We start from the raw sequence: 17,677 nt of genomic DNA on the forward strand, positions 1-17,677 counted from the left end.
CTAACACACGGCGGGCGGGTGGATCTACGCCCGCCCTGGTCGGGCCCGCCCCGAACCGAAAAGCTCACCGGACTCCGTCCGCAATTCTCACGTGACTGCGACAGATATCTGTCCAGCGGTCCCGGAACCTCCTTGCGGAGGGGGTCGGTGGCGGGTCCGATCCCCGCCCCGCGATGTCCGGTCGATCACAATCCTCGCGTGTCCGAGCTAAAATATGTGATGTCACCGTGACAGATCTCGGCCCTGCGCGGCCGGTGTCATACCCTGCACCTTCGGCAGCGTGCGCAGTGTCGGTACCACCAGCCGCGGCACCCGGAAGTGCGTCCCGTTCGCCGATTGAGCCCCCTCCGCAACCCGCGCCATAATCCGTTCATCTTCTCCAGTCGGACGGGCGGCTCATCAGGAGAGATGAAATTGAGACATATACCCAGACTCTGGGTCCTGGCGGGCGTCGTGGTGCTCGGATTCCTGGTCGCGCTGGAGTTCGCCGCGCGTCGCTACGGCCTGCCCGGCCCGCTCACCAGCCAGGCGCGAGAGCTGGTCCTCCCGCCCAAGTCGGGCCCCGTGCTGTACGCGGGCATGGCGCTGACGATGGTGGTCCTCACCTGGCGCCAGCGGTTCGTCGCGGTCGCCGCCGCGATCGGTGTCGACGTCGCGTTCTTCGTGGTCCGGACGGCGTCCGGCATCGAGGTGCACCACGGCCACCCCTTCGGCAACGGCGCCCTGTGGGTGATCCTCGGCTGCGCGGTCGTCGCCGTCACCCGCCGCACCGGCCCGGAACGCGCCCTGCTGCTGAAGGGTGCCGGGCTGGGTCTCCTGCTGGTGGCCGGCCGCAAGACCGGTGACACCTGGCTGCTCATCACCGCGAAGACCCGGCCGACCGTACTCGACCCGTACGTGGCGCTGGCCGATCACGCGCTGGGCAACCCGTCCTGGGTCATGGGCCGGATCGTCACGGCCACCGGCACGTTCGGCTTCAACTTCCTCGACGTCGTCTACGGCCAGCTCGCGGTGGCCGCCGTCCTCGTCGCGCTGTACCAGCTGCGCACCGTGGCGGCCGAACGCCGCTTCCCGCGCCACCACCTGGTCCGCACCTTCCTGGTGATCGGCCTCCTCGGCCCGGCCTTCTACATGCTCTTCCCGGTGGTCGGACCGGTGTTCGCATACGGCACCGGCACCGAGCACTGGGCGTCGATCAGCCTGTGGGCGCCGAAGATGCCGCCCAGCGCGCACTGGGCGGTGGCCGACCTGTGGCCGCGGACGGCGCCGTCGATCACCGCCCCGCACACCATCCCGTTCGACGGGATCACCCCGCGCAACTGCATGCCCAGCCTGCACACCGCGTGGGCCACCGCGATCTTCATCCACACCCGCAAGGGACCCCGGGCCCTGCGGTTCGCGGGCGCGTTCTGGCTGACCGCCACGCTCTGCGCGACGCTCGGATTCGGCTACCACTACGGCGTGGACCTCATCGCCGGTGTCGTCTTCACGCTCACGATCGAGGCAGCCCTGCGCACCTACGACCGCGGCGGGGACCGCACGGGGATCCGGCTGACCGCCTACGGTGCCGCGGTCTTCACCGCGCTCCTGGTGTCGTACCGCTGGCTGCCGTCGCAGATGGCGGAGTACCGCTGGGTGGCGGGGCCGCTGCTCCTGCTGCTGCTCGCCTCGGTGATCTACGGCTATGTACGCACCGTCGCCCGGTGGGAGGCGCAGCCGGAGCCCGCGCCGCAGCCGGAGCGGCAGCCCGAACTGCTGTGACCCGCGGCGTACGCCCGGGTCAGCCCTGCCGTTCGATCCACTCACTGCCGCCCAGCGGATAGTCGTAGCCCGGGCGGTCCAGGTCGGCGGGAGCGTCGGCAGGGGCGCGAACCCGTCGCTGCCCGCGAAGGGCGTCTACGTCGACGACTCGCTCAAGGTCACGCCGCCGGGAACCTCTTACGAGAGTCTGACGCGACCGTCGTTCCGCATGAGCATGCCGTTCCCTCCGACCACTGTGGTGCCGTCCGCACCCGCGGACAGCACCGCACGGCATCGAGGAACGGGACATGGACATGGGTATGGACAAGCACAGGAGCCGCGCCGGCCACCGGGCGAAGCCCCGGGCACGACGTGTCGCCGTCGTCGGCGGTGCCCTCGCCGCCGCGGCGGCGGCCACCGTGGCCGCGACCGTGGCTTCGGCGAGCCAGCACCCCGCCCGGGCCGCCGGGGCCGACCACGCCGTCTTCGTCCAGGGCAACGAGCTGGACGGCAACACCATCCACGTGTTCGCACGGGGCGACGACGGCGGGCTCCGGCCCGCGGCGGACTACGGGACCGGTGGCAAGGGCGGCGACCAGGTCGACGCCCCCACCGACTCGCTCGCCTCCCAGGGCTCCCTCGTCTACGACGACCGTTCGGGGATGCTGCTGGCCGTCAACGCCGGCAGCGGCACGGTGACCTCGTTCCGCGTCGAGGGACGGCGGCTCACGCACCGGCGGGTCGTGAGCTCCGGCGGGGCGTTCCCGTCGGGCATCGCGGTGCACGGCAAGGTCGCGTACGTCATGAACGCGGGCGGCACGGGCAGCGTCCAGGGCTTCCGGATCACCGGCGAGGGGCTGCGGCCGCTGGCGGGATCCCGCCGTTCCCTTGGCCTGGCCAACAAGGACGTACCGCGCTTCGACACCTCGCCGGGCGAGGTCGCGTTCACCCCGGACGGGCGGAACCTGGTCGTCACCACCAAGGGCGGCAACACCGTCGAGGTCCTCCCGATGAAGCGGGACGGCCTTCCGTCCGTCGCCGCGCCGGTGGTCAACAAGTCGGCCGGCGGCGTCCCGTTCGCGATCAGCTTCGACCGGACCGGGAAGCGGATGCTGGTCGCCGAGGCCGAGAAGTCCACGGTCACGACGTATCAGGTGAGGCGCGACGGCACACTGAAGGTCCTCCAGCAGCCCCTGGCCAACGGCCAGGAAGTCCTGTGCTGGCTGGAGCGCGCAGGTGACTTCTTCTACGGCGGCAACACCGGCAACTCCACCGTCACCGGCTACCGCATGGACAGGCACGGCAAGCTGTCCCTGACGAACGAGGTGGGCATCGCCACCCCGCCCTCCGCCAGGTCACGGGGTGTGATCGACCTCGCCGTGACCGAGGACGCGAGGTTCGTCTACGTCCAGAACGCCACCTCCGGCACCGTCGACGGCTTCCGCGTCGAGGCCGACGGCGCGCTCACGAAGGTGACGACGGCCGACAGGCTGCCCGCCTTCAGCGCGTCCGGTATGGAGGGCATCGTCGCGGTCTGAGCAGCGGCCGGAGGAGTACTACGGCACACCGGTCGCTGTCATCGCAGGCCTGGTCAGCCGGTGCCGCGGACGGAGCTGTCGGGTGCCTGGTGCCCGGCGGAGCGGCGGTACTCGGCATTGATGCGCTGAGCTTCCTCGAGCTGGTCCTCGAGGATGACGATGCGGCAGGCGGCGTCGATCGGGGTGCCCCGGTCGACGAGCTCGCGGGCCCGCGCCGCGATCCGCAGTTGGTAGCGGGAGTAGCGGCGGTGTCCGCCCTCCGAGCGCAGCGGAGTGATCAGACGGGACTCACCGAGGGCTCGCAGGAACGCCGGCGTGGTGCCGAGCATCGCGGCGGCCCGCCCCATCGTGTAGGCGGGGTAGTCATCGTCGTCCAGACGATCACTGAGGGGAATATCTGCTGTCATGTCACCTCGTAGTGCAACGCGTCGAGGGGCCCTGGCGCCGTACGGCACCAGGGCCCCGAAGGAAATTCAACACCATCTGTCGGCTCTTGTGCTGCGCCGACCTTCTGTTTCCGCTACCTGCCCTGCAGAAGGGGGGTACGGGGATCGCGGCTGCGTGACCGGGGACCACCTTCCAATCCGGGGTCTTGCGGTACCCGGGCCGAGGGCCTCTCGGGCCGGGCGATCCTGATGGCGTCTGCTCCTCCGTCCTTCCTCTGAACCAACCAGCTGCTGCTGGACTGACCTGCGAACTTCTTGTACTGCGACCCGCCAGTTCGTGTCTGCCGGGTTCTGCTCGACCGGTATCTACGTGAAGAAGACTAACCATGCCGGAGTCCAATGTCTACTGTGACAAGAGTAGATTTCAGCCCTCTGGGGGAACAGATAGCCTGACCTGCGACGACGGGGGAGCCACCCGTCACGGAACAGCGATGAGGGCCCTGCCGACGCGCGTCGGCAGGGCCCTCACTTGTTCCTGTGGGCGGTCCCGGGTGACCGCCCCCTTCTCCTGCGCCGGCCGGACTACCCGACGGCGACGCACAGAGGGGCGGTCGACATGACCGCCTCACCGAGGACGTCCCGGAGCCGGATGCGGTCCGTGTACGCGGAACTGTCGCGGTGAACCGCGAGTTCGGCCCGGGTGACCGAGCCCGTGTACTGGTCGTCCCCGTCGCACAGGATGAGGTACTCGACACGGGCCCCGGCCATGACGGACAGCGCGACCTCGACGGTCATGTCGTCCCGGACCCGGGGGCCGTGGGCGTCCATGGCGTGGCCCACGGGCATGGGCCGGAGATCCGCGTGTCGTCGCTGTGTCCGGAACGGTGTCAAAGGTGCCTCCAGGGAGATGGGTGAACCACTGCTGCTGACCGGCTCTTCTAGGCCGCGGAGTCGAGGGCGGACCGCTGCGGACGTCGCCGCGCCGGGCGTCCCGTGCCGCCACGCCCCTGGCCGCCCCGGGACGAGGTGCTCCCGGAAGCCGGGGCACGCCGCGGACGGGCCGCGGCCGGTGCCGGTGCCGTGATGACGACCGGGACACCGGAAGGGGCCTGGGCGCCCGTGATCCGGGCCAGCTCCGCCTCACCGGACCGCACGGAGGTGTTCTGCGGGGTGATGCCGGCCGTGGCCATCAGCCGGCTCATGCTCCGACGCTGACCGGGCGTCACCAGGGTGACGACGCTGCCGGACTCGCCGGCGCGTGCGGTACGGCCGCCGCGGTGCAGGTAGTCCTTGTGGTCGGTGGGCGGATCCACGTTGACGACCAGGTCGAGGTTGTCGACGTGGATGCCGCGGGCCGCCACGTTGGTCGCCACCAGGACCGTCACATGCCCGGTCTTGAACTGGGCGAGTGTCCGGGTGCGCTGGGGCTGGGACTTGCCGCCGTGCAGGGCGGCGGCGCGGACACCGCTGTTCAGCAGGTGCTTGGTCAGGCGGTCCACGGCGTGCTTGGTGTCCAGGAACATGATCACCCGGCCGTCGCGTGCGGCGATCTCGGTGGTCGTCCGGTGCTTGTCGGCCTCGTTCACGTGGAGCACATGGTGCTCCATCGTGGTGACCGCGGCCGCCGACGGGTCGACGGAGTGGACCACCGGGTCGCTCAGGTAGCGGCGCACGAGCAGGTCGACGTTGCGGTCCAGGGTGGCCGAGAAGAGCATCCGCTGCCCATCGGCACGCACCTGGTCGAGCAGCGCGGTGACCTGGGGCATGAAGCCCATGTCGGCCATCTGGTCGGCCTCGTCGAGGACGGTGATGGCGACCTCGTCCAGCCGGCAGTCGCCGCGGCCGATGAGGTCCTTGAGCCGTCCCGGGGTCGCGACGACGATCTCCGCCCCGGCCCGCAGCGCGTTCGCCTGCCGGCCGATCGACATACCGCCGACCACGGTGGCCAGCCGGAGCTGCACGGCGCGGGCGTAGGGGGTGAGCGCGTCGGTCACCTGCTGGGCGAGCTCGCGCGTCGGGACGAGGACCAGGGCGAGCGGCTGCCGGGGCGCCGCGCGTCGGCCCGCGGTACGGGCCAGGGTCGCGAGGCCGAAGGCGAGGGTCTTGCCCGATCCGGTGCGGCCGCGGCCGAGCACGTCACGTCCGGCGAGGGAGTTCGGCAGCGTCGCTCCCTGGATGGGGAACGGTTCCGACATGCCCTCCCGTCCGAGTGCGGCCAGCAGGGGCGCCGGCAGGTCGAGGTCGGCGAACGACTCGACCGGGGGAAGCGCGGGTGTGACGGTCACCGGCAGCGCGAACTCGCCCTGGGGGGCGGCCTGTCGGCGGTCGTTGCCCTTGGAACGGCGCGGAGCCCCCGAGCGCACGGGGGCGGAGTTCCAGGAGCGCTCGTGGGAGCGGGTTGTGCGGGTGGTGCGTTCGGTGCGTGCGCGGTTCAAGCGGAACCTTCCTCGATGTTGGCACATAGGCACGTAGCAAGGAATTTCCGCGCAAGAACAACTGCGCAGGGAATCGCGAGAACGAGCCGGAGACGATGGGTGCGAGTCGGAAGCGGTGGGCGGCCGTCCGGCACGCGCCCGGAAATGCAGCGAGCTGGGGCCCGCACCCCTAGGTGCGGGCCCCAGCTGCGAAGTACGCGATGCTGCGGGTGTCAGGCGGGAACGATGTTCTCGGCCGTCGGGCCCTTCTGGCCCTGCGCGATGTCGAAGGACACCTTCTGACCCTCCAGCAGCTCACGGAAGCCCTGGGCGGCGATGTTCGAGTAGTGGGCGAAGACGTCGGGGCCGCCGCCGTCCTGCTCGATGAAGCCGAAGCCCTTTTCCGAGTTGAACCACTTCACGGTGCCAGTAGCCATGTTATTTCTCCTTCGGAGACGATGCCCGGAATTCGCCCTGTGCGGATTCCGCGTGCCGTGCTGATTAACCCGTCGGAAAAATAAACCTTCTGGCAACCACACCTGCAACTGACAGTGACATTAGCATGCCGGGATCGGCCCCGGACGGAGCGGAATTCCACATCGGGTCGGTGATCGAGGAATACTCGCCGGGCACCGCACCTATTTCTCACTCGACGAACACAGATATTGCTCCGCGCGGATGCAGTGTTCCCGCCGGGCGTATCCGGCCGCAGCGCGATGACCTCGGTCGATGAGCCGTACGCGGCACCCGCCGCCCTCGACGGACGGGGCGCCGGTGAGCGCTCCCGGACCCCGCTGACGCAATAAAGATCACATCGGCGTGGGAGAGCCGGCCCGCGCCGCGGTCCAGGTGATGTGCGGGGGCTCGACCCGCGCGCACAGGGGCCCGCCCTGCGGGTCGGTGAGGCCGAGCCGCCCCACCAGCAGCCCGTCGCGTGCGGCGGCGGCGAGCACGTCCTCGGGGATGACGTCGAGCAGGAGCTTCGCGCGGCGGAACATCGTGAAGGTCCCCGCCTCGTCGACCGTGCCCCACGACAGGTAGACGAACCGCCGGCCCAGACGGTCCTGCACGTACGGGCCCTTGATCTCGGTGCCGTTCGCGGAGGCACTCGCGGTGCACTCCAGGCTCCAGGTCGCGGAGGGCGCGTCACCGCGCTGCGGATCGAGGAGCTCGGCCGGGCGGTCCCGCCGCTGCACGGCGACGTGGACGTTGTCGTACACGGGTACTTTGCCGTCGGCGGGGCCGGGAAAGGTGAGCCCGGGCAGATCGACGGCGTCGATGCGGATACGCATGGTGGCCATCATCCGCCATCGCCGGCACAGCGCCCGGCCGCCTACCGCTTGGCGTGGTCTGAGGGCGCGGGCCCGGGAGCCGCGCCCTCAGCGCACCGGGAAGCCGAAGGCGTAGCCCTCTTCCTTGAGGCGGGGGAGGACCTGGCGCAGGGCCTCGACGGTCTGGGAGCGGTCGCCGCCCGCGTCGTGGAAGAGAAGCGTCGGCCCGTTCGGCAGTTCGCGCTCGACGGTGGCGACGATGGCGTCCGTGCCCGGCCGCTCGAAGTCCTTGGTGTCCACGTTCCAGCCCAGCGGGCGCATGCCGTGGGAGGCGGCGAGCTTGCGGCTGTACGGGGTGAACGCCCCACCCGGCGCCCGGTAGTACATCGGCCGTACGCCCCCGGACGCCTCGGTGATCATGCGTTCGGCGTCGAGGATCTCCTGCGACTGGTAGGCCTCGGACTTCTTGTCCATGGTGGTGTCGTGGGACACCGAGTGGTCGCACAGCCGGTGTCCGGCCGCGACGACCTTCTTCACGAGGTCCGGGTGGGCCTGCGCCTGCGTTCCCACCATGCAGAACGTGGCCTTCACCCCGTACTCCCGCAGCACGTCGAGTACTTGGGGGGTCCACGCGGGGTCGGGGCCGTCGTCGATGGTGATGTTGACGCCGCGTGCCCCCTTGTCCGAGGCGTGCACGATGGTCACCGCGACCTGCTTCACGGCGCTGCCGGGCGCGGCCGACACCTTCGTCTTCGGCGACGAGCCGCCCAGGGCACCGGCCTGCGCGGTCCACACCGAGGCGCCGGCGGCGAGCAGTGTCACCCCGAGCGCCGCGCCGAGCACCTTGCCGTACCAGCCACGCCCGCCACCGTGCCGCGCCATGTCCGCCCCGCTTTCCCGCAGTTCCCGCCGATCCCCTGGCCACCTTGCGACCACCTGACAGGACGACGGAAGGTGGCCGCGGGATGCGTCCGTTACCGATCAAGGACAATCCCGGGGTGGTTCCCGGACAACCGAACGAGCGGTGCGGGCACCGGGTCACTGTCCGCGGGCGGTGGATGACACGCCATCGGATGGTCTATCCGGGCCGTTCGCGACCTTAGTGGTCATACCGTCATGAATATGACGAAAGTGCGCATTGCTTACCTGGTATGTGCCGCGGCGCTGATCGCGGTGGGCCTCGGGGCCGCCCCGTCGGCCGAAGCCGGAGCCGGACCTTTCCCCATGGCCCACGTGGTCCTTCCGGGGGAGTCCATCCAGAGAGCGGTGGATGCCGCCGCGCCGGGGGACACCGTCTTCCTGGCCCCCGGCACGTACCACGAGAGCGTCAAGGTGACCACGCCCGGGATCACCCTGCGCGGCAGTGGCGAGGACACCGTCATCGAGCCGGGCACCACGAAGGCGGCCGACAGCTGTGCCGAGGGCGGCAACGGCATCTGCGTGGTCGGGACGAAGGACCACGACGTCGAGGGAGTCACCGTCGCCTCCCTGACCGTGACCGGCTTCACCCGGACCGGTGTGTTCGCGATGGCGACCGACGGACTGACCGTGCGGAACGTGACCGCGGTGAAGAACGGGGTGTGGGGGATCGCCGCGGAGCGCTCGGTCCGCAGCGTGTTCCGCATGAACACCGCCCGGGACAACGGTGACGCCGGCCTGTTCCTCGCGAACACCATCAAGGAGGAGGCGGGCGCAGCGGACACCGAGGGGACGGTGGTCGAGCACAACCGCCTGGAGGGCAACCGGATCGGCATCACCGTCCGCCGCCTCCGGAACCTCACCGTGGCGAAGAACCACCTCACCGGCAACTGCGCGGGCGTCTTCGTCGTGGGCGACGAGAACAAGCCGAAGGCCGGCGCGATGACCCTGCGCGGCAACCACATCGCGCGGAACAACAAGTCCTGCCCGAAGACCGCACGGCTGGACGCGTTGCAGGGCTCCGGCATCGTGCTGACCGGTGCCGAGGACACCCTGGTGACGCACAACCGCATCACGGACAACGTCGGCACCTCCCCGATGTCCGGCGGGATCGTCCTGTTCAAGAGCTTCGTGGGCACCACCAGCGAGCGGAACCGGATCACCGGCAACGAGCTGGAGGGCAACGCCCCGGCCGACCTCGTCAACGCGGACACCGGCAAGGGCAACACCTTCGACGGCAACCACTGCCGGGCGTCCCGGCCCGCCGGAATGTGCTGACCGGCCGTGATCGCGAAGAACCAGAAGAACCCGAAGAACCCGAAGTACTCGCAGAACTCGATCAAGGAAGGCGGCTCATGACGACCGCTCAGACCGTCCCCATGCCGTCCATGCGCCTCAGGGAGCTCGTGTTCGGGGCGGCGTGCGCGGCGGCCCTCCGTGCGGCCGCCCGACTGGGTGTCGCCGACGCCCTCGGTGACAGCCCCATGGCCGCGGCGGACCTCGCGACGCTGGTGAAGGCCGAACCGAAGCCGCTGCGGCGGTTGTTGCGGGCCCTGACCTGCTACGGCATCTTCACCGAGCAGCCGGACGGGACGTTCGCGCACACCGACATGTCCCGGCTGCTGCGCAAGGACGACCCGAACAGTCTGCGCGACATCGCGCTGTGGTGCACCGAGCCGTGGACGTGGGACGCGTGGCCGATGCTGGACGAGGCGGTGCGCTCCGGCCGCAACGTCGTGGAGGACCTGTACGGCAAGGAGTTCTTCCCCTACCTCAACGAGGACGCCCCCGAATCGGCCGACGTCTTCAACCGCGCCATGACGACGTCCAGCGTGCAGTCCGCGCGGGACGTGGCGGCGTTCCTCGATCTGTCGGGGAGCAAGTCGGTCGCCGACATCGGGGGTGGCCAGGGGCATGTGGTGGCGAGCCTGCTGGAGAAGTACCCCGCGCTGTACGGCACCCTGCTCGACCTGCCGCGCGTGGTGGAGAACGCCGATCCGCGGCTGCGTCCGGGAGGCGCGCTCGCGGACCGGATGAGTCTCGTGCCCGGTGACTGCCGGGTGGCCGTCCCGGTCCAGGCGGACGTGTACGTCATCAAGAACATCCTGGAGTGGGACGACGACAGCACGACCCGCACCCTGCGCAACGTCATCGAGGCGGGCGGCCCCGGCACCCGGGTCGTGGTCATCGAGAACCTCGTCGACGACACGCCCTCGATGCGGTTCAGCACGGCCATGGACCTGCTGCTGCTCCTCAACGTCGGCGGGGCCAAGCACACCACCGAGAGCATGGTCGGCAGGCTGACGGGCGCCGGTCTGGTCATCGACGACGTACGGCCGGTCAACCCCTATCTGCACGCGTTCGACTGCACCGTCCCCGAGTGACGGCGGAACGGTGAGACGCCGCCTGCCGGGCACGCGGGACTCGCGTGCCCGGCGGGCGGCGTTGGAACGACCGGTTCAGGAGCCGGTGTTCCGGTCCCAGCGGTAGAAGCGGTGCGCCATCGCGTCCTTCGGCGAGCGCCAGGTCTCCGGGTCGTACGCGGTGACGTACGCCGACAGCCGTTCGCTGATGTCCCGGAACTCGGGGTGTCCTGCCATCTTCGCGATCGCGGGGCCCGGGTCGTGCTCGGACTCGATGAGGTGCAGATACACGTCGTCGAACTGGAAGAGGCTGCGCCGGGAGACCCCGACGAGGTGCGGCAGCTCTCCTCGGTCCGACTCCTCGAACACCTTGGCGATGTCCTGGGCCGACCCCGGGGCCATACGGGCGACGATCAGGGATTGGTGCATCGTTGCGTCCTTCGTCCGGATCGGTCGGCGGATCAGTCGGACAGCATGGGTGCGGGCCGGCGTTCCGTGGCGGCCTGCTCGATGCGGTCCCGGATCAGCGCCATCTGGACCTTGGAGTTCCGGTTGATGTTGTCCGTCATCCAGGCGTCGTCGACCGGTGCGTCGGGCTTCATCGCGAAGTCCTGGGTCCACACCATCCGGGTGCCCTCGAGCACCTTCTCGTACTGCCACACGATGTTCATGTAGGCGAAGGGCCCGGTCTCGATGCGGCGGGCCCGCACGGTGAGCGCGTCGCGGTCCGTCTCGCGCTGCGAGACCCAGCTCCACACCGTGCCGTTGTCGTCGGGGTGCATGGTGAGCCGGAACGTCGTCCGGTTCCCCTCCTCGGAGAGGATCTCGACGGAGGCGTACTCGGTGAACAGCTGCGTCCAGTTCGCGACGTCGTTGGTCATGTCCCAGACCAGGTCGACGGGCGCGGCGATGACGACCTCGTTCTGTGTGTGTCCCGACATGTCAGGCCCCCGTCAGAAGCGCGCCGTTGACGACTTCGAGGAACTGCCGCGGGCTGCGGCTCTTCTCCGCGTCGGACGGCATCGACGCGTTGTACCGGTTCTCCAGCTCGCCCACGATGCCGAGCAGACCGAGCGAGTCGATGCCGAACGTGTCGAACCCGGAGTCGTACCGCTGCTGGAGCTCCTCCGGGGCGACGGTGATCCCGGCGGCCTTCTTCATGAGCCCGGCCAGCTCCTCCACTGTGATGCGGTCACTCATACGGTTTTCTCCTTGCTGGGTGGTGGTGTGTTGGCGATGCCTCGCTACGAGGCGTCGCCGGCGCCGAGCCGTAGCACCAGCGCCGCGTTCGACCCCATGAGCCCCCGGCTGAGGACCAGCGCCGTGCGCAGTTCGGCGGCACGGGCACGGGAGGTCACGAGGTCGAGGTCGTGGCAGACGTCGAAGACGTTGGGGGTGGGCGGGATCAGACCGTGCTCCATGGCGAGCACCGCCGCGGCGGTGTCCAGCACGGGCGCCGCGCTGTAGCCCCGGCCGACAGCGGTCTTCGGCGCCGTGACCGGGACGCGGCCGGCGCGCGGGCCCAGGACGTCCGCGATCGCCAGTGCCTCGGCACGGTCCGCCTCCGGTACGCCGAGCGCGTCGGCGAAGACCACGTCGATCTCCTCGGGAGCGCACCCGGCCTCGGCCAGGGCACCGCGGATGGCGTGGGCCAGTCCCTCCCGGGACTGCTCCCAGCACGAGGCGCCGGTGAAGGTCGACGCGTGTCCCGCCAGCGTGGCACGCACCTTCGCGCCCCGCTCCCGGGCGCGGCTCCCGTCCTCCACGACGAACATGGCACCGCCCTCGGCGGGCACGAATCCGCAGGCCGCGCCGGTGAACGGGCGGTAGGCGCGGTCCGGTTCGCCGACGGTGCTCAGCTCCTCGTAGCCGAGCTGGCAGACCATCGAATAGGGGGCCAGCGGCGCCTCGGTCGCCCCGGCCACCATCACGTCGGTGCCGCGTCGCACGGCCCGCGCCGCGTGCGCCAGGGCGTCCAGGCCCCCGGCCTCGTCGGCGGCGACGACACCGCAGGGGCCCTTGAAGCCGCGGCGGATGGAGATCTGGCCGGTGCTCGCGGCGTAGAACCAGGCGATGGACTGGTACGGCCCGACGTAGCGGCTGCCCTTGTCCCACAGCTGCTGCAGTTCCCGCTGCCCGAACTCGCCGCCGCCGGAACCGGCCGCGGTGACCACGCCCACGGAGAACGGCGTGCCGTCGGTGTCGGCCCGGTCGAGGCCGGCGTCGTCGAGTGCCTGGTCGGCCGAGGCCATCGCGAAGTGCGTGAACCGGTCGGTCTGCACCAGGTAGCGCTCCTCGACCGCCGACGGCGGGTCGAAGTCCCGGACCTCGCCTGCCACCCGCAGCGGCAGGTGCCCGCAGCCCTCGCGGGTGATCCGGTCCAGGACGCTGATGCCTTCCCGGGTGGACTTCCAGAAGGTCTCGGTGCTGGTTCCGTTGGGCGCGACCACGCCGATTCCGGTGATGGCCGCGCGCCGGGGACGAGATGCGCTCATCGTGTCGTCTCCCTCGGCAGGCTCATGATGACCGCGGACTGGAAGCCACCGAACCCGCTGCCCACGGAGAGCACGCTGTCCAGCCTTCGCTCCCGCGCGACCCGCGGGACGTAGTCCAGGTCGCACTCGGGGTCCGGGGTCTCGTAGTTCGCGGTGGGCGGGACGACCTGGTGGGCCAGGGCGAGCACACAGGCGACGACCTCGATCGCCCCGATCGCCCCGAGGGAGTGCCCCACCATGGACTTGATGGAGCTCATGGGCGTGTCGTACGCGTGCGCGCCCAGGACCCGCTTGACCGCGGCCGTCTCGTGCCGGTCGTTCTGCTGGGTGCCCGACCCGTGCGCGTTGACGTAGTCGATCGCCGTGCCGTCGAGCCGGGCCTGGTCGAGGGCGTCCTCGATGGCCCGGGCCATCTCCAGGCCCTCGGTGGTCAGACCGGTCATGTGGTAGGCGTTGCCGAAGGTGGCGTAGCCGCCCAGCTCGCAGTAGACGTGCGCGCCGCGGGCCAGGGCGTGTTCCATCTCCTCCAGGACGAGGACGGCACCGCCCTCACCCATGACGAACCCGTTGCGGTCGGCGTCGAAGGGGCGCGAGGCGTGGGCCGGGTCGTCGTTGTTCGGGGACGTGGCCTTGATCGCGTCGAAGCAGGCCATGGTGATCGGGGAGATCGGCGAGTCCGAGGCGCCGGCCAGGCACACGTCGGCCCGGCCCTCCTCGATCGTCTGGAAGGCGTACCCGACCGCGTCGAGCCCCGAGGTGCAGCCGGTGGACACGGTCTGCACCGGCCCGCGTGCCTCGAACCGTTCGGCCACCGTCGAGGCGAGGGTGCTGGGCGAGAACGCCCGGTGCAGATGCGCACGGGCCTCCCGGTGGTCCACGTCCCAGCGCTGCCCCGAGCTGCTGACCAGGACGTAGTCCTGCTCCAGCCGGGTGGTTCCGCCGACCGCGGTGCCCAGGGAGACCCCGACGCGCCACGGGTTCTCCGCGGCGAGGTCGAGACCGGAGTCCCGTATCGCCTCGTCCCCGGCGACCAGCGCGAACTGGATGTACCGGTCGCACCGGGCGATCTGCTCCGCGTCCAGTCCGTGCGCCGCCGGGTCGAAGTCGCACTCGGCGGCGATCCGGGAACGCAGCCCGGACGGGTCGAAGAACGTGATCCCGCGCGTCGCCGTACGGCCGTTCGTCAGCAGGTCCCAGAACGCCGGGACGCCGATGCCGCCCGGGGCGACGACACCTATGCCGGTGACCGCCACGCGCCTCGTCATGAGCGGACCCGGGGGCGCTCGGCCGGCTCCACCGCGATGGGCACGCCGTCGGCGTCCTCGGTGTCGACATGACCGAGGGGCGGGCTCGGGGCCAACGGGCCCAGGTGGAAGACCAGTTGGGCCGTCACCTCACCGACGTTGCGGAAGCGGTGCCGCACATGGGCGGGGATCATGAGCCCCTGCTCGGGCCGCAGCGGGTGGGGCTCACCGTCCAGGTCCACCTCCAGCTGCCCGCAGACGACGTAGATGAACTCCTCGGAGTACGGGTGGTAGTGCTCGGCGATGCGGTCGCCGGGCTGCACGATGGCCACGCCCATGAAACCGCTGGTGGAGCCGACGGTGGTCGGGGTGAGCAGGGCTCGCAGATCGCCACCGCGCCGAGTGTTGGGCTCGACCTCGCTGAGATCCACGATTCCGGGATGACGTTTGATCACGGCGTTCCTCCGAACAGGGGCGTGGCCGGCAGGGGGTGCCGGAGAGTCAGGCGTCGGGGGCGCGACGGTCGGTGACGAGGTCCATGCGGGAGACCGACAGGAGGCGGGTGGAAGCGCCGTCGGACGGTGCCGCACCCTCCACCCCGAGGGCCTCGCCGTCGAGGAGCGCCGTCAGTTCGGCCGCGCGACCGCGGTCCGTGAGACCGAGCACGGGCCCGGGGTCGCTGTCGAGGCCGCCGCTCACGTCGACCAGCCGCACCACGACGTCGTCGCGCTGGAAGATCGTGCTGCGCAGCACCGGTCCCTGCGGGTCGTCGGCCGCCGCCTCGTCCTGCCGGGCCAGCAACTCGGCCAGCCGCATGCCCTGCCCCTCACGCGCCGGGTAGTACAACGCGTGCCGCACCGCGTCCGGGCTCGTGCGGCCCGTCGTCACGTGGTGGACGGCGGGCAGTGCCGCGCGGGTGAAGAAGACGCGGGCGGACTCGGGGTCGTCGAGGTCCCGGTCCTGCTCCAGATAGGGGTTGATCGCCTCCTCGACGGCCCGTACCGCGGGCTGCCGGGCCACGTGGCGCAGCGCGGCGAGCAGGTCGCCGCGCACCTCGATGGCCCGGACCACCCGGTTGCCGTGCATGAACAGGGAGGTGCGGCACAGCCGGGTGGTGTCGTCGACCCGCGGCTCCGGTGAGGCGTAGTCGGCGAGGATCTTGGCGACGGTCTCCTCGCTGCCCGGCTTGACCGTGAAGGTGAGCGCGTGACGGATCAGTCCGTCACCGATCCTGGGGGAGGCCTGCAGCCGGCGACGGCCGGGCTCGGTGTCCACGGCCGGACCGCCGGTCTCGCGGACCACGTGGAAGCGGAGCGACCTGGTGTCCCGGACACAGCTGTGCAGCGGCTCCACCATCCGCACGTGTTCCTCGCTGTTCACCCAGGTGAGGAAGGGCGGTGCGCTCTCCCACTCGCTCGTGATGAGCCACTGGGAGGGGTTCTCGATGGACTGGCACAGCTGGTCGCTGACATGCCCGGGAACGGACGCGACCTGCGCGCACAGCTGCTCGTACGCCTCCAGGAACTGCTGCTGGGCGCCGTCGTAGACGTCCACCAGCAGGACGACACGGAGCCTGGAGCCGTCGAAGACGGACTGCGAGACACGCTGCGAGGCCTGCTGCGCAAGCGATGGGGAAACACGTTCCGACGTGGTGGTCATCCTGCGCACATCTCCTCGACGGGGCGGGGCGGGGGAAGGGCGGGCCGGGGGTGACCCGGCCGCGGGCCGACATCGGCCACGTGGGGGGCGACGTCGGCGTGCCTCGATCCTGATCCGGCTCTCGGGAGCGCGCGACTCGGAGGCACCGTGCGGGTGACCGGCCGGCCCGGAAGCCGTGGCCGGCTCAGGTGAGATGGGCGAAGACCACCAGGTTGTCCGTGTAGTCCCGGACCGTATGGTCGTAGTCGCCGGCGCAGGTGATGAGCCGGACCTCGGCCTGTGCCGTGTCGGCGTACACACGGTCGCTGGGGAAGTCGTCCTTGGCGAAGGTCTCCGCGCTGTCGACCACGAAGGACGCTCTGCGCCCGTCGGCGCGATCGACGTAGAAGACGTCCCCCTTCTCCAGTTCGGCGAGACCCGCGAACACGGCCGCCGACGTCTTCGTGTCGACGTGTCCGGCGATGACCGAGGTGCCCGCCTCCCCGGGGGACGCTCCGTTGACGTGCCAGCCGACGAGGTTGGTGTCGGCGGCGGGGGGCGGCTCGAGCTGTCCCGTGGGGCCGATCCTGAGGTCGGTGAAGGGGGCGTCGACCGAGATCTTCGGGATGAGCAGCCGCACGGGCCTTGACCGGGGCAGGGGCTGCACCGTCGGCTTCTCCGCAGGCTGCCCGGCCGGGGGAACCGACACGGCGGCGGGAGCGGCGACCCGCACCGGGCGGGGCGCGTCGGGCGAGGAGTCGTGGCCGCCGAACAGGCTCACCGCCAGGGCCAGGAGCGCCACGGCACCCAAGATCACCTTGGAGTTGGATCCGCGCTCCAGGGGGGCCGGCCCGGGGCCGCCGGGGTTGTCTGCGGGAAAAGAAGGACGCACTGCCATCGGACACCACCTCACCGGGACACGGCAGCAAATCGGACGAGGGACGGGGAAGGCCCGCCGGGCCGCCACGCGGCACGCGCGTGGCGGCCACAGCGGCTATGTCACCCGGCATGGGTCAGGCCACGCTTCCGGCGAACTTCTTGCGACGCGCCGCGTACAGCCCGGTTCCGGCGACCGCCAGGACGGCGAGCCCGCCCGCGGTCATGGCCGGCGAGGCCAACGCGCCGCCCCCGGTGTGCATTCCACCGCTGGGCTTCTCGTGGCCGCCGCTCCAGGAGCCGCCGTCCTGCTTGCCGCTCCAGGAGCCGCTGTCCTGCTTGCCGCTGTCCTGCTTGTCCTGGTCGCCCTTGTCCTTGTAGGTCTCCGGGTCGTACTTCGGGTCCTTCGCGGTGCCCCAGTCGTCCTCGTTCACGGCGGTCAGCGCACCGCCACCGGTGTGGATGCCACCGTGCGGCGAGTCGTGGCCGCTGCCCTTGCCGTGCTCCTGACCGTTCTCCCGGCCGTTCTCCTGGCTGTTCTCCTTGCCCTGGTCCTTGCCGTGCTCCTTGCTGTAGCCGGAGTCCGTGTGGTCGCCGTCGTCTCCGGCCGCCGCGTAGGCGCCGGGGGCACCGAGCGCGAGGACGGTCGAAGCCGCCGCGATGGCCAGGAGGGTGCGAGCAGAATGCATCTGACGTTCCTTCCGTCGGTGGCCGGGCAGCTGGTGCTTCGTCAGCTGAGGTGGCCCACCCCCGACGTGATCCACCGTCAGTCAGTCGCCCGTCTCCCACCACTC

Annotated in this window: 19 protein-coding genes; 4 read left to right on the forward strand and 15 right to left on the reverse strand. The window is 70.7% G+C overall.

Translation table 11 applies throughout. The features are described from left to right. The first annotated feature begins 408 nt into the window (after positions 1-408). Positions 409-1,761 carry a phosphatase PAP2 family protein gene (locus ACZ48Z_RS23300; protein WP_468737776.1) on the forward strand — a complete coding sequence of 451 codons (1,353 nt, stop codon included), beginning with the start codon at positions 409-411 and terminating at the stop codon, positions 1,759-1,761. Positions 1,762-2,048: 287 nt separating this feature from the next. Then, the gene (locus tag ACZ48Z_RS23305; RefSeq protein ID WP_468737777.1) at positions 2,049-3,278 is read left to right on the forward strand and encodes a lactonase family protein; all 1,230 of its coding nucleotides are present in this window, start codon (positions 2,049-2,051) and stop codon (positions 3,276-3,278) included. 53 nt (positions 3,279-3,331) lie between these two features. Here ACZ48Z_RS23305 and ACZ48Z_RS23310 read toward each other — a convergent pair whose 3' ends face one another. From ACZ48Z_RS23310 to ACZ48Z_RS23335, 6 genes are all read right to left on the reverse strand, one after another. Further along, a complete protein-coding gene (locus tag ACZ48Z_RS23310; RefSeq protein WP_468737778.1) occupies positions 3,332-3,685 on the reverse strand; it encodes a helix-turn-helix domain-containing protein in 354 nt (117 codons plus the stop codon). 561 nt (positions 3,686-4,246) lie between these two features. After that, a complete protein-coding gene (locus ACZ48Z_RS23315; protein ID WP_468737779.1) occupies positions 4,247-4,510 on the reverse strand; it encodes a CBS domain-containing protein in 264 nt (87 codons plus the stop codon). 92 nt (positions 4,511-4,602) lie between these two features. Further along, a complete protein-coding gene (locus ACZ48Z_RS23320; protein ID WP_468737780.1) occupies positions 4,603-6,099 on the reverse strand; it encodes a DEAD/DEAH box helicase in 1,497 nt (498 codons plus the stop codon). 212 nt (positions 6,100-6,311) lie between these two features. Beyond that, positions 6,312-6,515, reverse strand: coding sequence for a cold-shock protein (locus ACZ48Z_RS23325; RefSeq protein WP_006143946.1), 204 nt, complete (start codon positions 6,513-6,515; stop codon positions 6,312-6,314). 372 nt (positions 6,516-6,887) lie between these two features. Next, positions 6,888-7,370 carry a DUF5990 family protein gene (locus ACZ48Z_RS23330; RefSeq protein WP_468737781.1) on the reverse strand — a complete coding sequence of 161 codons (483 nt, stop codon included), beginning with the start codon at positions 7,368-7,370 and terminating at the stop codon, positions 6,888-6,890. An 87-nt stretch (positions 7,371-7,457) separates the two neighbouring features. Then, positions 7,458-8,231: a polysaccharide deacetylase family protein gene (locus ACZ48Z_RS23335; RefSeq protein WP_468737782.1), complete on the reverse strand. Its 774-nt coding sequence runs from the start codon at positions 8,229-8,231 to the stop codon at positions 7,458-7,460. A gap of 240 nt (positions 8,232-8,471) precedes the next feature. On the opposite strand from ACZ48Z_RS23335, the gene ACZ48Z_RS23340 reads away from it, so the two are divergent. Then, a complete protein-coding gene (locus tag ACZ48Z_RS23340) occupies positions 8,472-9,545 on the forward strand; it encodes a right-handed parallel beta-helix repeat-containing protein (RefSeq protein ID WP_468737783.1) in 1,074 nt (357 codons plus the stop codon). A gap of 77 nt (positions 9,546-9,622) precedes the next feature. Then, the gene (locus ACZ48Z_RS23345) at positions 9,623-10,651 is read left to right on the forward strand and encodes a methyltransferase (RefSeq protein ID WP_468737784.1); all 1,029 of its coding nucleotides are present in this window, start codon (positions 9,623-9,625) and stop codon (positions 10,649-10,651) included. A gap of 75 nt (positions 10,652-10,726) precedes the next feature. Here the strand turns inward: ACZ48Z_RS23345 and ACZ48Z_RS23350 are convergent, their stop codons facing one another. The 9 genes from ACZ48Z_RS23350 to ACZ48Z_RS23390 all read right to left on the reverse strand — a co-directional run bounded on the left by ACZ48Z_RS23350 (position 10,727) and on the right by ACZ48Z_RS23390 (position 17,572). Beyond that, a complete protein-coding gene (locus ACZ48Z_RS23350; RefSeq protein ID WP_468737785.1) occupies positions 10,727-11,059 on the reverse strand; it encodes a TcmI family type II polyketide cyclase in 333 nt (110 codons plus the stop codon). 32 nt (positions 11,060-11,091) lie between these two features. After that, positions 11,092-11,571: an SRPBCC family protein gene (locus tag ACZ48Z_RS23355; RefSeq protein WP_468737786.1), complete on the reverse strand. Its 480-nt coding sequence runs from the start codon at positions 11,569-11,571 to the stop codon at positions 11,092-11,094. A 1-nt stretch (position 11,572) separates the two neighbouring features. Further along, a complete protein-coding gene (locus tag ACZ48Z_RS23360; protein WP_468737787.1) occupies positions 11,573-11,830 on the reverse strand; it encodes a phosphopantetheine-binding protein in 258 nt (85 codons plus the stop codon). A gap of 44 nt (positions 11,831-11,874) precedes the next feature. Beyond that, positions 11,875-13,125, reverse strand: coding sequence for a ketosynthase chain-length factor (locus ACZ48Z_RS23365; RefSeq protein ID WP_468737788.1), 1,251 nt, complete (start codon positions 13,123-13,125; stop codon positions 11,875-11,877). Continuing rightward, complete coding sequence (locus ACZ48Z_RS23370) at positions 13,122-14,390, reverse strand: beta-ketoacyl-[acyl-carrier-protein] synthase family protein (protein WP_468737789.1); 1,269 nt, start codon at positions 14,388-14,390, stop codon at positions 13,122-13,124. The genes ACZ48Z_RS23365 and ACZ48Z_RS23370 overlap by 4 nt, the downstream gene beginning before the upstream one ends. Next, positions 14,387-14,824, reverse strand: coding sequence for a cupin domain-containing protein (locus ACZ48Z_RS23375; protein ID WP_468737790.1), 438 nt, complete (start codon positions 14,822-14,824; stop codon positions 14,387-14,389). Before ACZ48Z_RS23375 ends, ACZ48Z_RS23370 begins: the two co-directional genes overlap by 4 nt. A 46-nt stretch (positions 14,825-14,870) precedes the next feature. After that, complete coding sequence (locus ACZ48Z_RS23380; RefSeq protein WP_468737791.1) at positions 14,871-16,028, reverse strand: SchA/CurD-like domain-containing protein; 1,158 nt, start codon at positions 16,026-16,028, stop codon at positions 14,871-14,873. A 184-nt stretch (positions 16,029-16,212) separates the two neighbouring features. After that, positions 16,213-16,905, reverse strand: a complete 693-nt coding sequence (locus ACZ48Z_RS23385; RefSeq protein WP_468737792.1) for a class F sortase — start codon at positions 16,903-16,905, stop codon at positions 16,213-16,215. 115 nt (positions 16,906-17,020) lie between these two features. Further along, positions 17,021-17,572: a hypothetical protein gene (locus ACZ48Z_RS23390; protein ID WP_468737793.1), complete on the reverse strand. Its 552-nt coding sequence runs from the start codon at positions 17,570-17,572 to the stop codon at positions 17,021-17,023. Positions 17,573-17,677: the final 105 nt, after the last annotated feature.

Source organism: Streptomyces sp. NPDC031225 (assembly GCF_055570355.1).

What these genes read in the sequence shown, in the direction of transcription:
- ACZ48Z_RS23300 (WP_468737776.1), top strand. Translation starts at nt 409, where the DNA reads ATGAAATTGAGACATATACCCAGACTCTGGGTCCTGGCGGGCGTCGTG.
- ACZ48Z_RS23305 (WP_468737777.1), top strand. Translation starts at nt 2,049, where the DNA reads ATGGACATGGGTATGGACAAGCACAGGAGCCGCGCCGGCCACCGGGCG.
- ACZ48Z_RS23310 (WP_468737778.1), bottom strand. Translation starts at nt 3,685, where the DNA reads ATGACAGCAGATATTCCCCTCAGTGATCGTCTGGACGACGATGACTAC.
- ACZ48Z_RS23315 (WP_468737779.1), bottom strand. Translation starts at nt 4,510, where the DNA reads ATGCCCGTGGGCCACGCCATGGACGCCCACGGCCCCCGGGTCCGGGAC.
- ACZ48Z_RS23325 (WP_006143946.1), bottom strand. Translation starts at nt 6,515, where the DNA reads ATGGCTACTGGCACCGTGAAGTGGTTCAACTCGGAAAAGGGCTTCGGC.
- ACZ48Z_RS23330 (WP_468737781.1), bottom strand. Translation starts at nt 7,370, where the DNA reads ATGCGTATCCGCATCGACGCCGTCGATCTGCCCGGGCTCACCTTTCCC.
- ACZ48Z_RS23335 (WP_468737782.1), bottom strand. Translation starts at nt 8,231, where the DNA reads ATGGCGCGGCACGGTGGCGGGCGTGGCTGGTACGGCAAGGTGCTCGGC.
- ACZ48Z_RS23340 (WP_468737783.1), top strand. Translation starts at nt 8,472, where the DNA reads ATGACGAAAGTGCGCATTGCTTACCTGGTATGTGCCGCGGCGCTGATC.
- ACZ48Z_RS23345 (WP_468737784.1), top strand. Translation starts at nt 9,623, where the DNA reads ATGACGACCGCTCAGACCGTCCCCATGCCGTCCATGCGCCTCAGGGAG.
- ACZ48Z_RS23350 (WP_468737785.1), bottom strand. Translation starts at nt 11,059, where the DNA reads ATGCACCAATCCCTGATCGTCGCCCGTATGGCCCCGGGGTCGGCCCAG.
- ACZ48Z_RS23355 (WP_468737786.1), bottom strand. Translation starts at nt 11,571, where the DNA reads ATGTCGGGACACACACAGAACGAGGTCGTCATCGCCGCGCCCGTCGAC.
- ACZ48Z_RS23360 (WP_468737787.1), bottom strand. Translation starts at nt 11,830, where the DNA reads ATGAGTGACCGCATCACAGTGGAGGAGCTGGCCGGGCTCATGAAGAAG.
- ACZ48Z_RS23365 (WP_468737788.1), bottom strand. Translation starts at nt 13,125, where the DNA reads ATGAGCGCATCTCGTCCCCGGCGCGCGGCCATCACCGGAATCGGCGTG.
- ACZ48Z_RS23370 (WP_468737789.1), bottom strand. Translation starts at nt 14,390, where the DNA reads ATGACGAGGCGCGTGGCGGTCACCGGCATAGGTGTCGTCGCCCCGGGC.
- ACZ48Z_RS23380 (WP_468737791.1), bottom strand. Translation starts at nt 16,028, where the DNA reads ATGACCACCACGTCGGAACGTGTTTCCCCATCGCTTGCGCAGCAGGCC.
- ACZ48Z_RS23385 (WP_468737792.1), bottom strand. Translation starts at nt 16,905, where the DNA reads ATGGCAGTGCGTCCTTCTTTTCCCGCAGACAACCCCGGCGGCCCCGGG.
- ACZ48Z_RS23390 (WP_468737793.1), bottom strand. Translation starts at nt 17,572, where the DNA reads ATGCATTCTGCTCGCACCCTCCTGGCCATCGCGGCGGCTTCGACCGTC.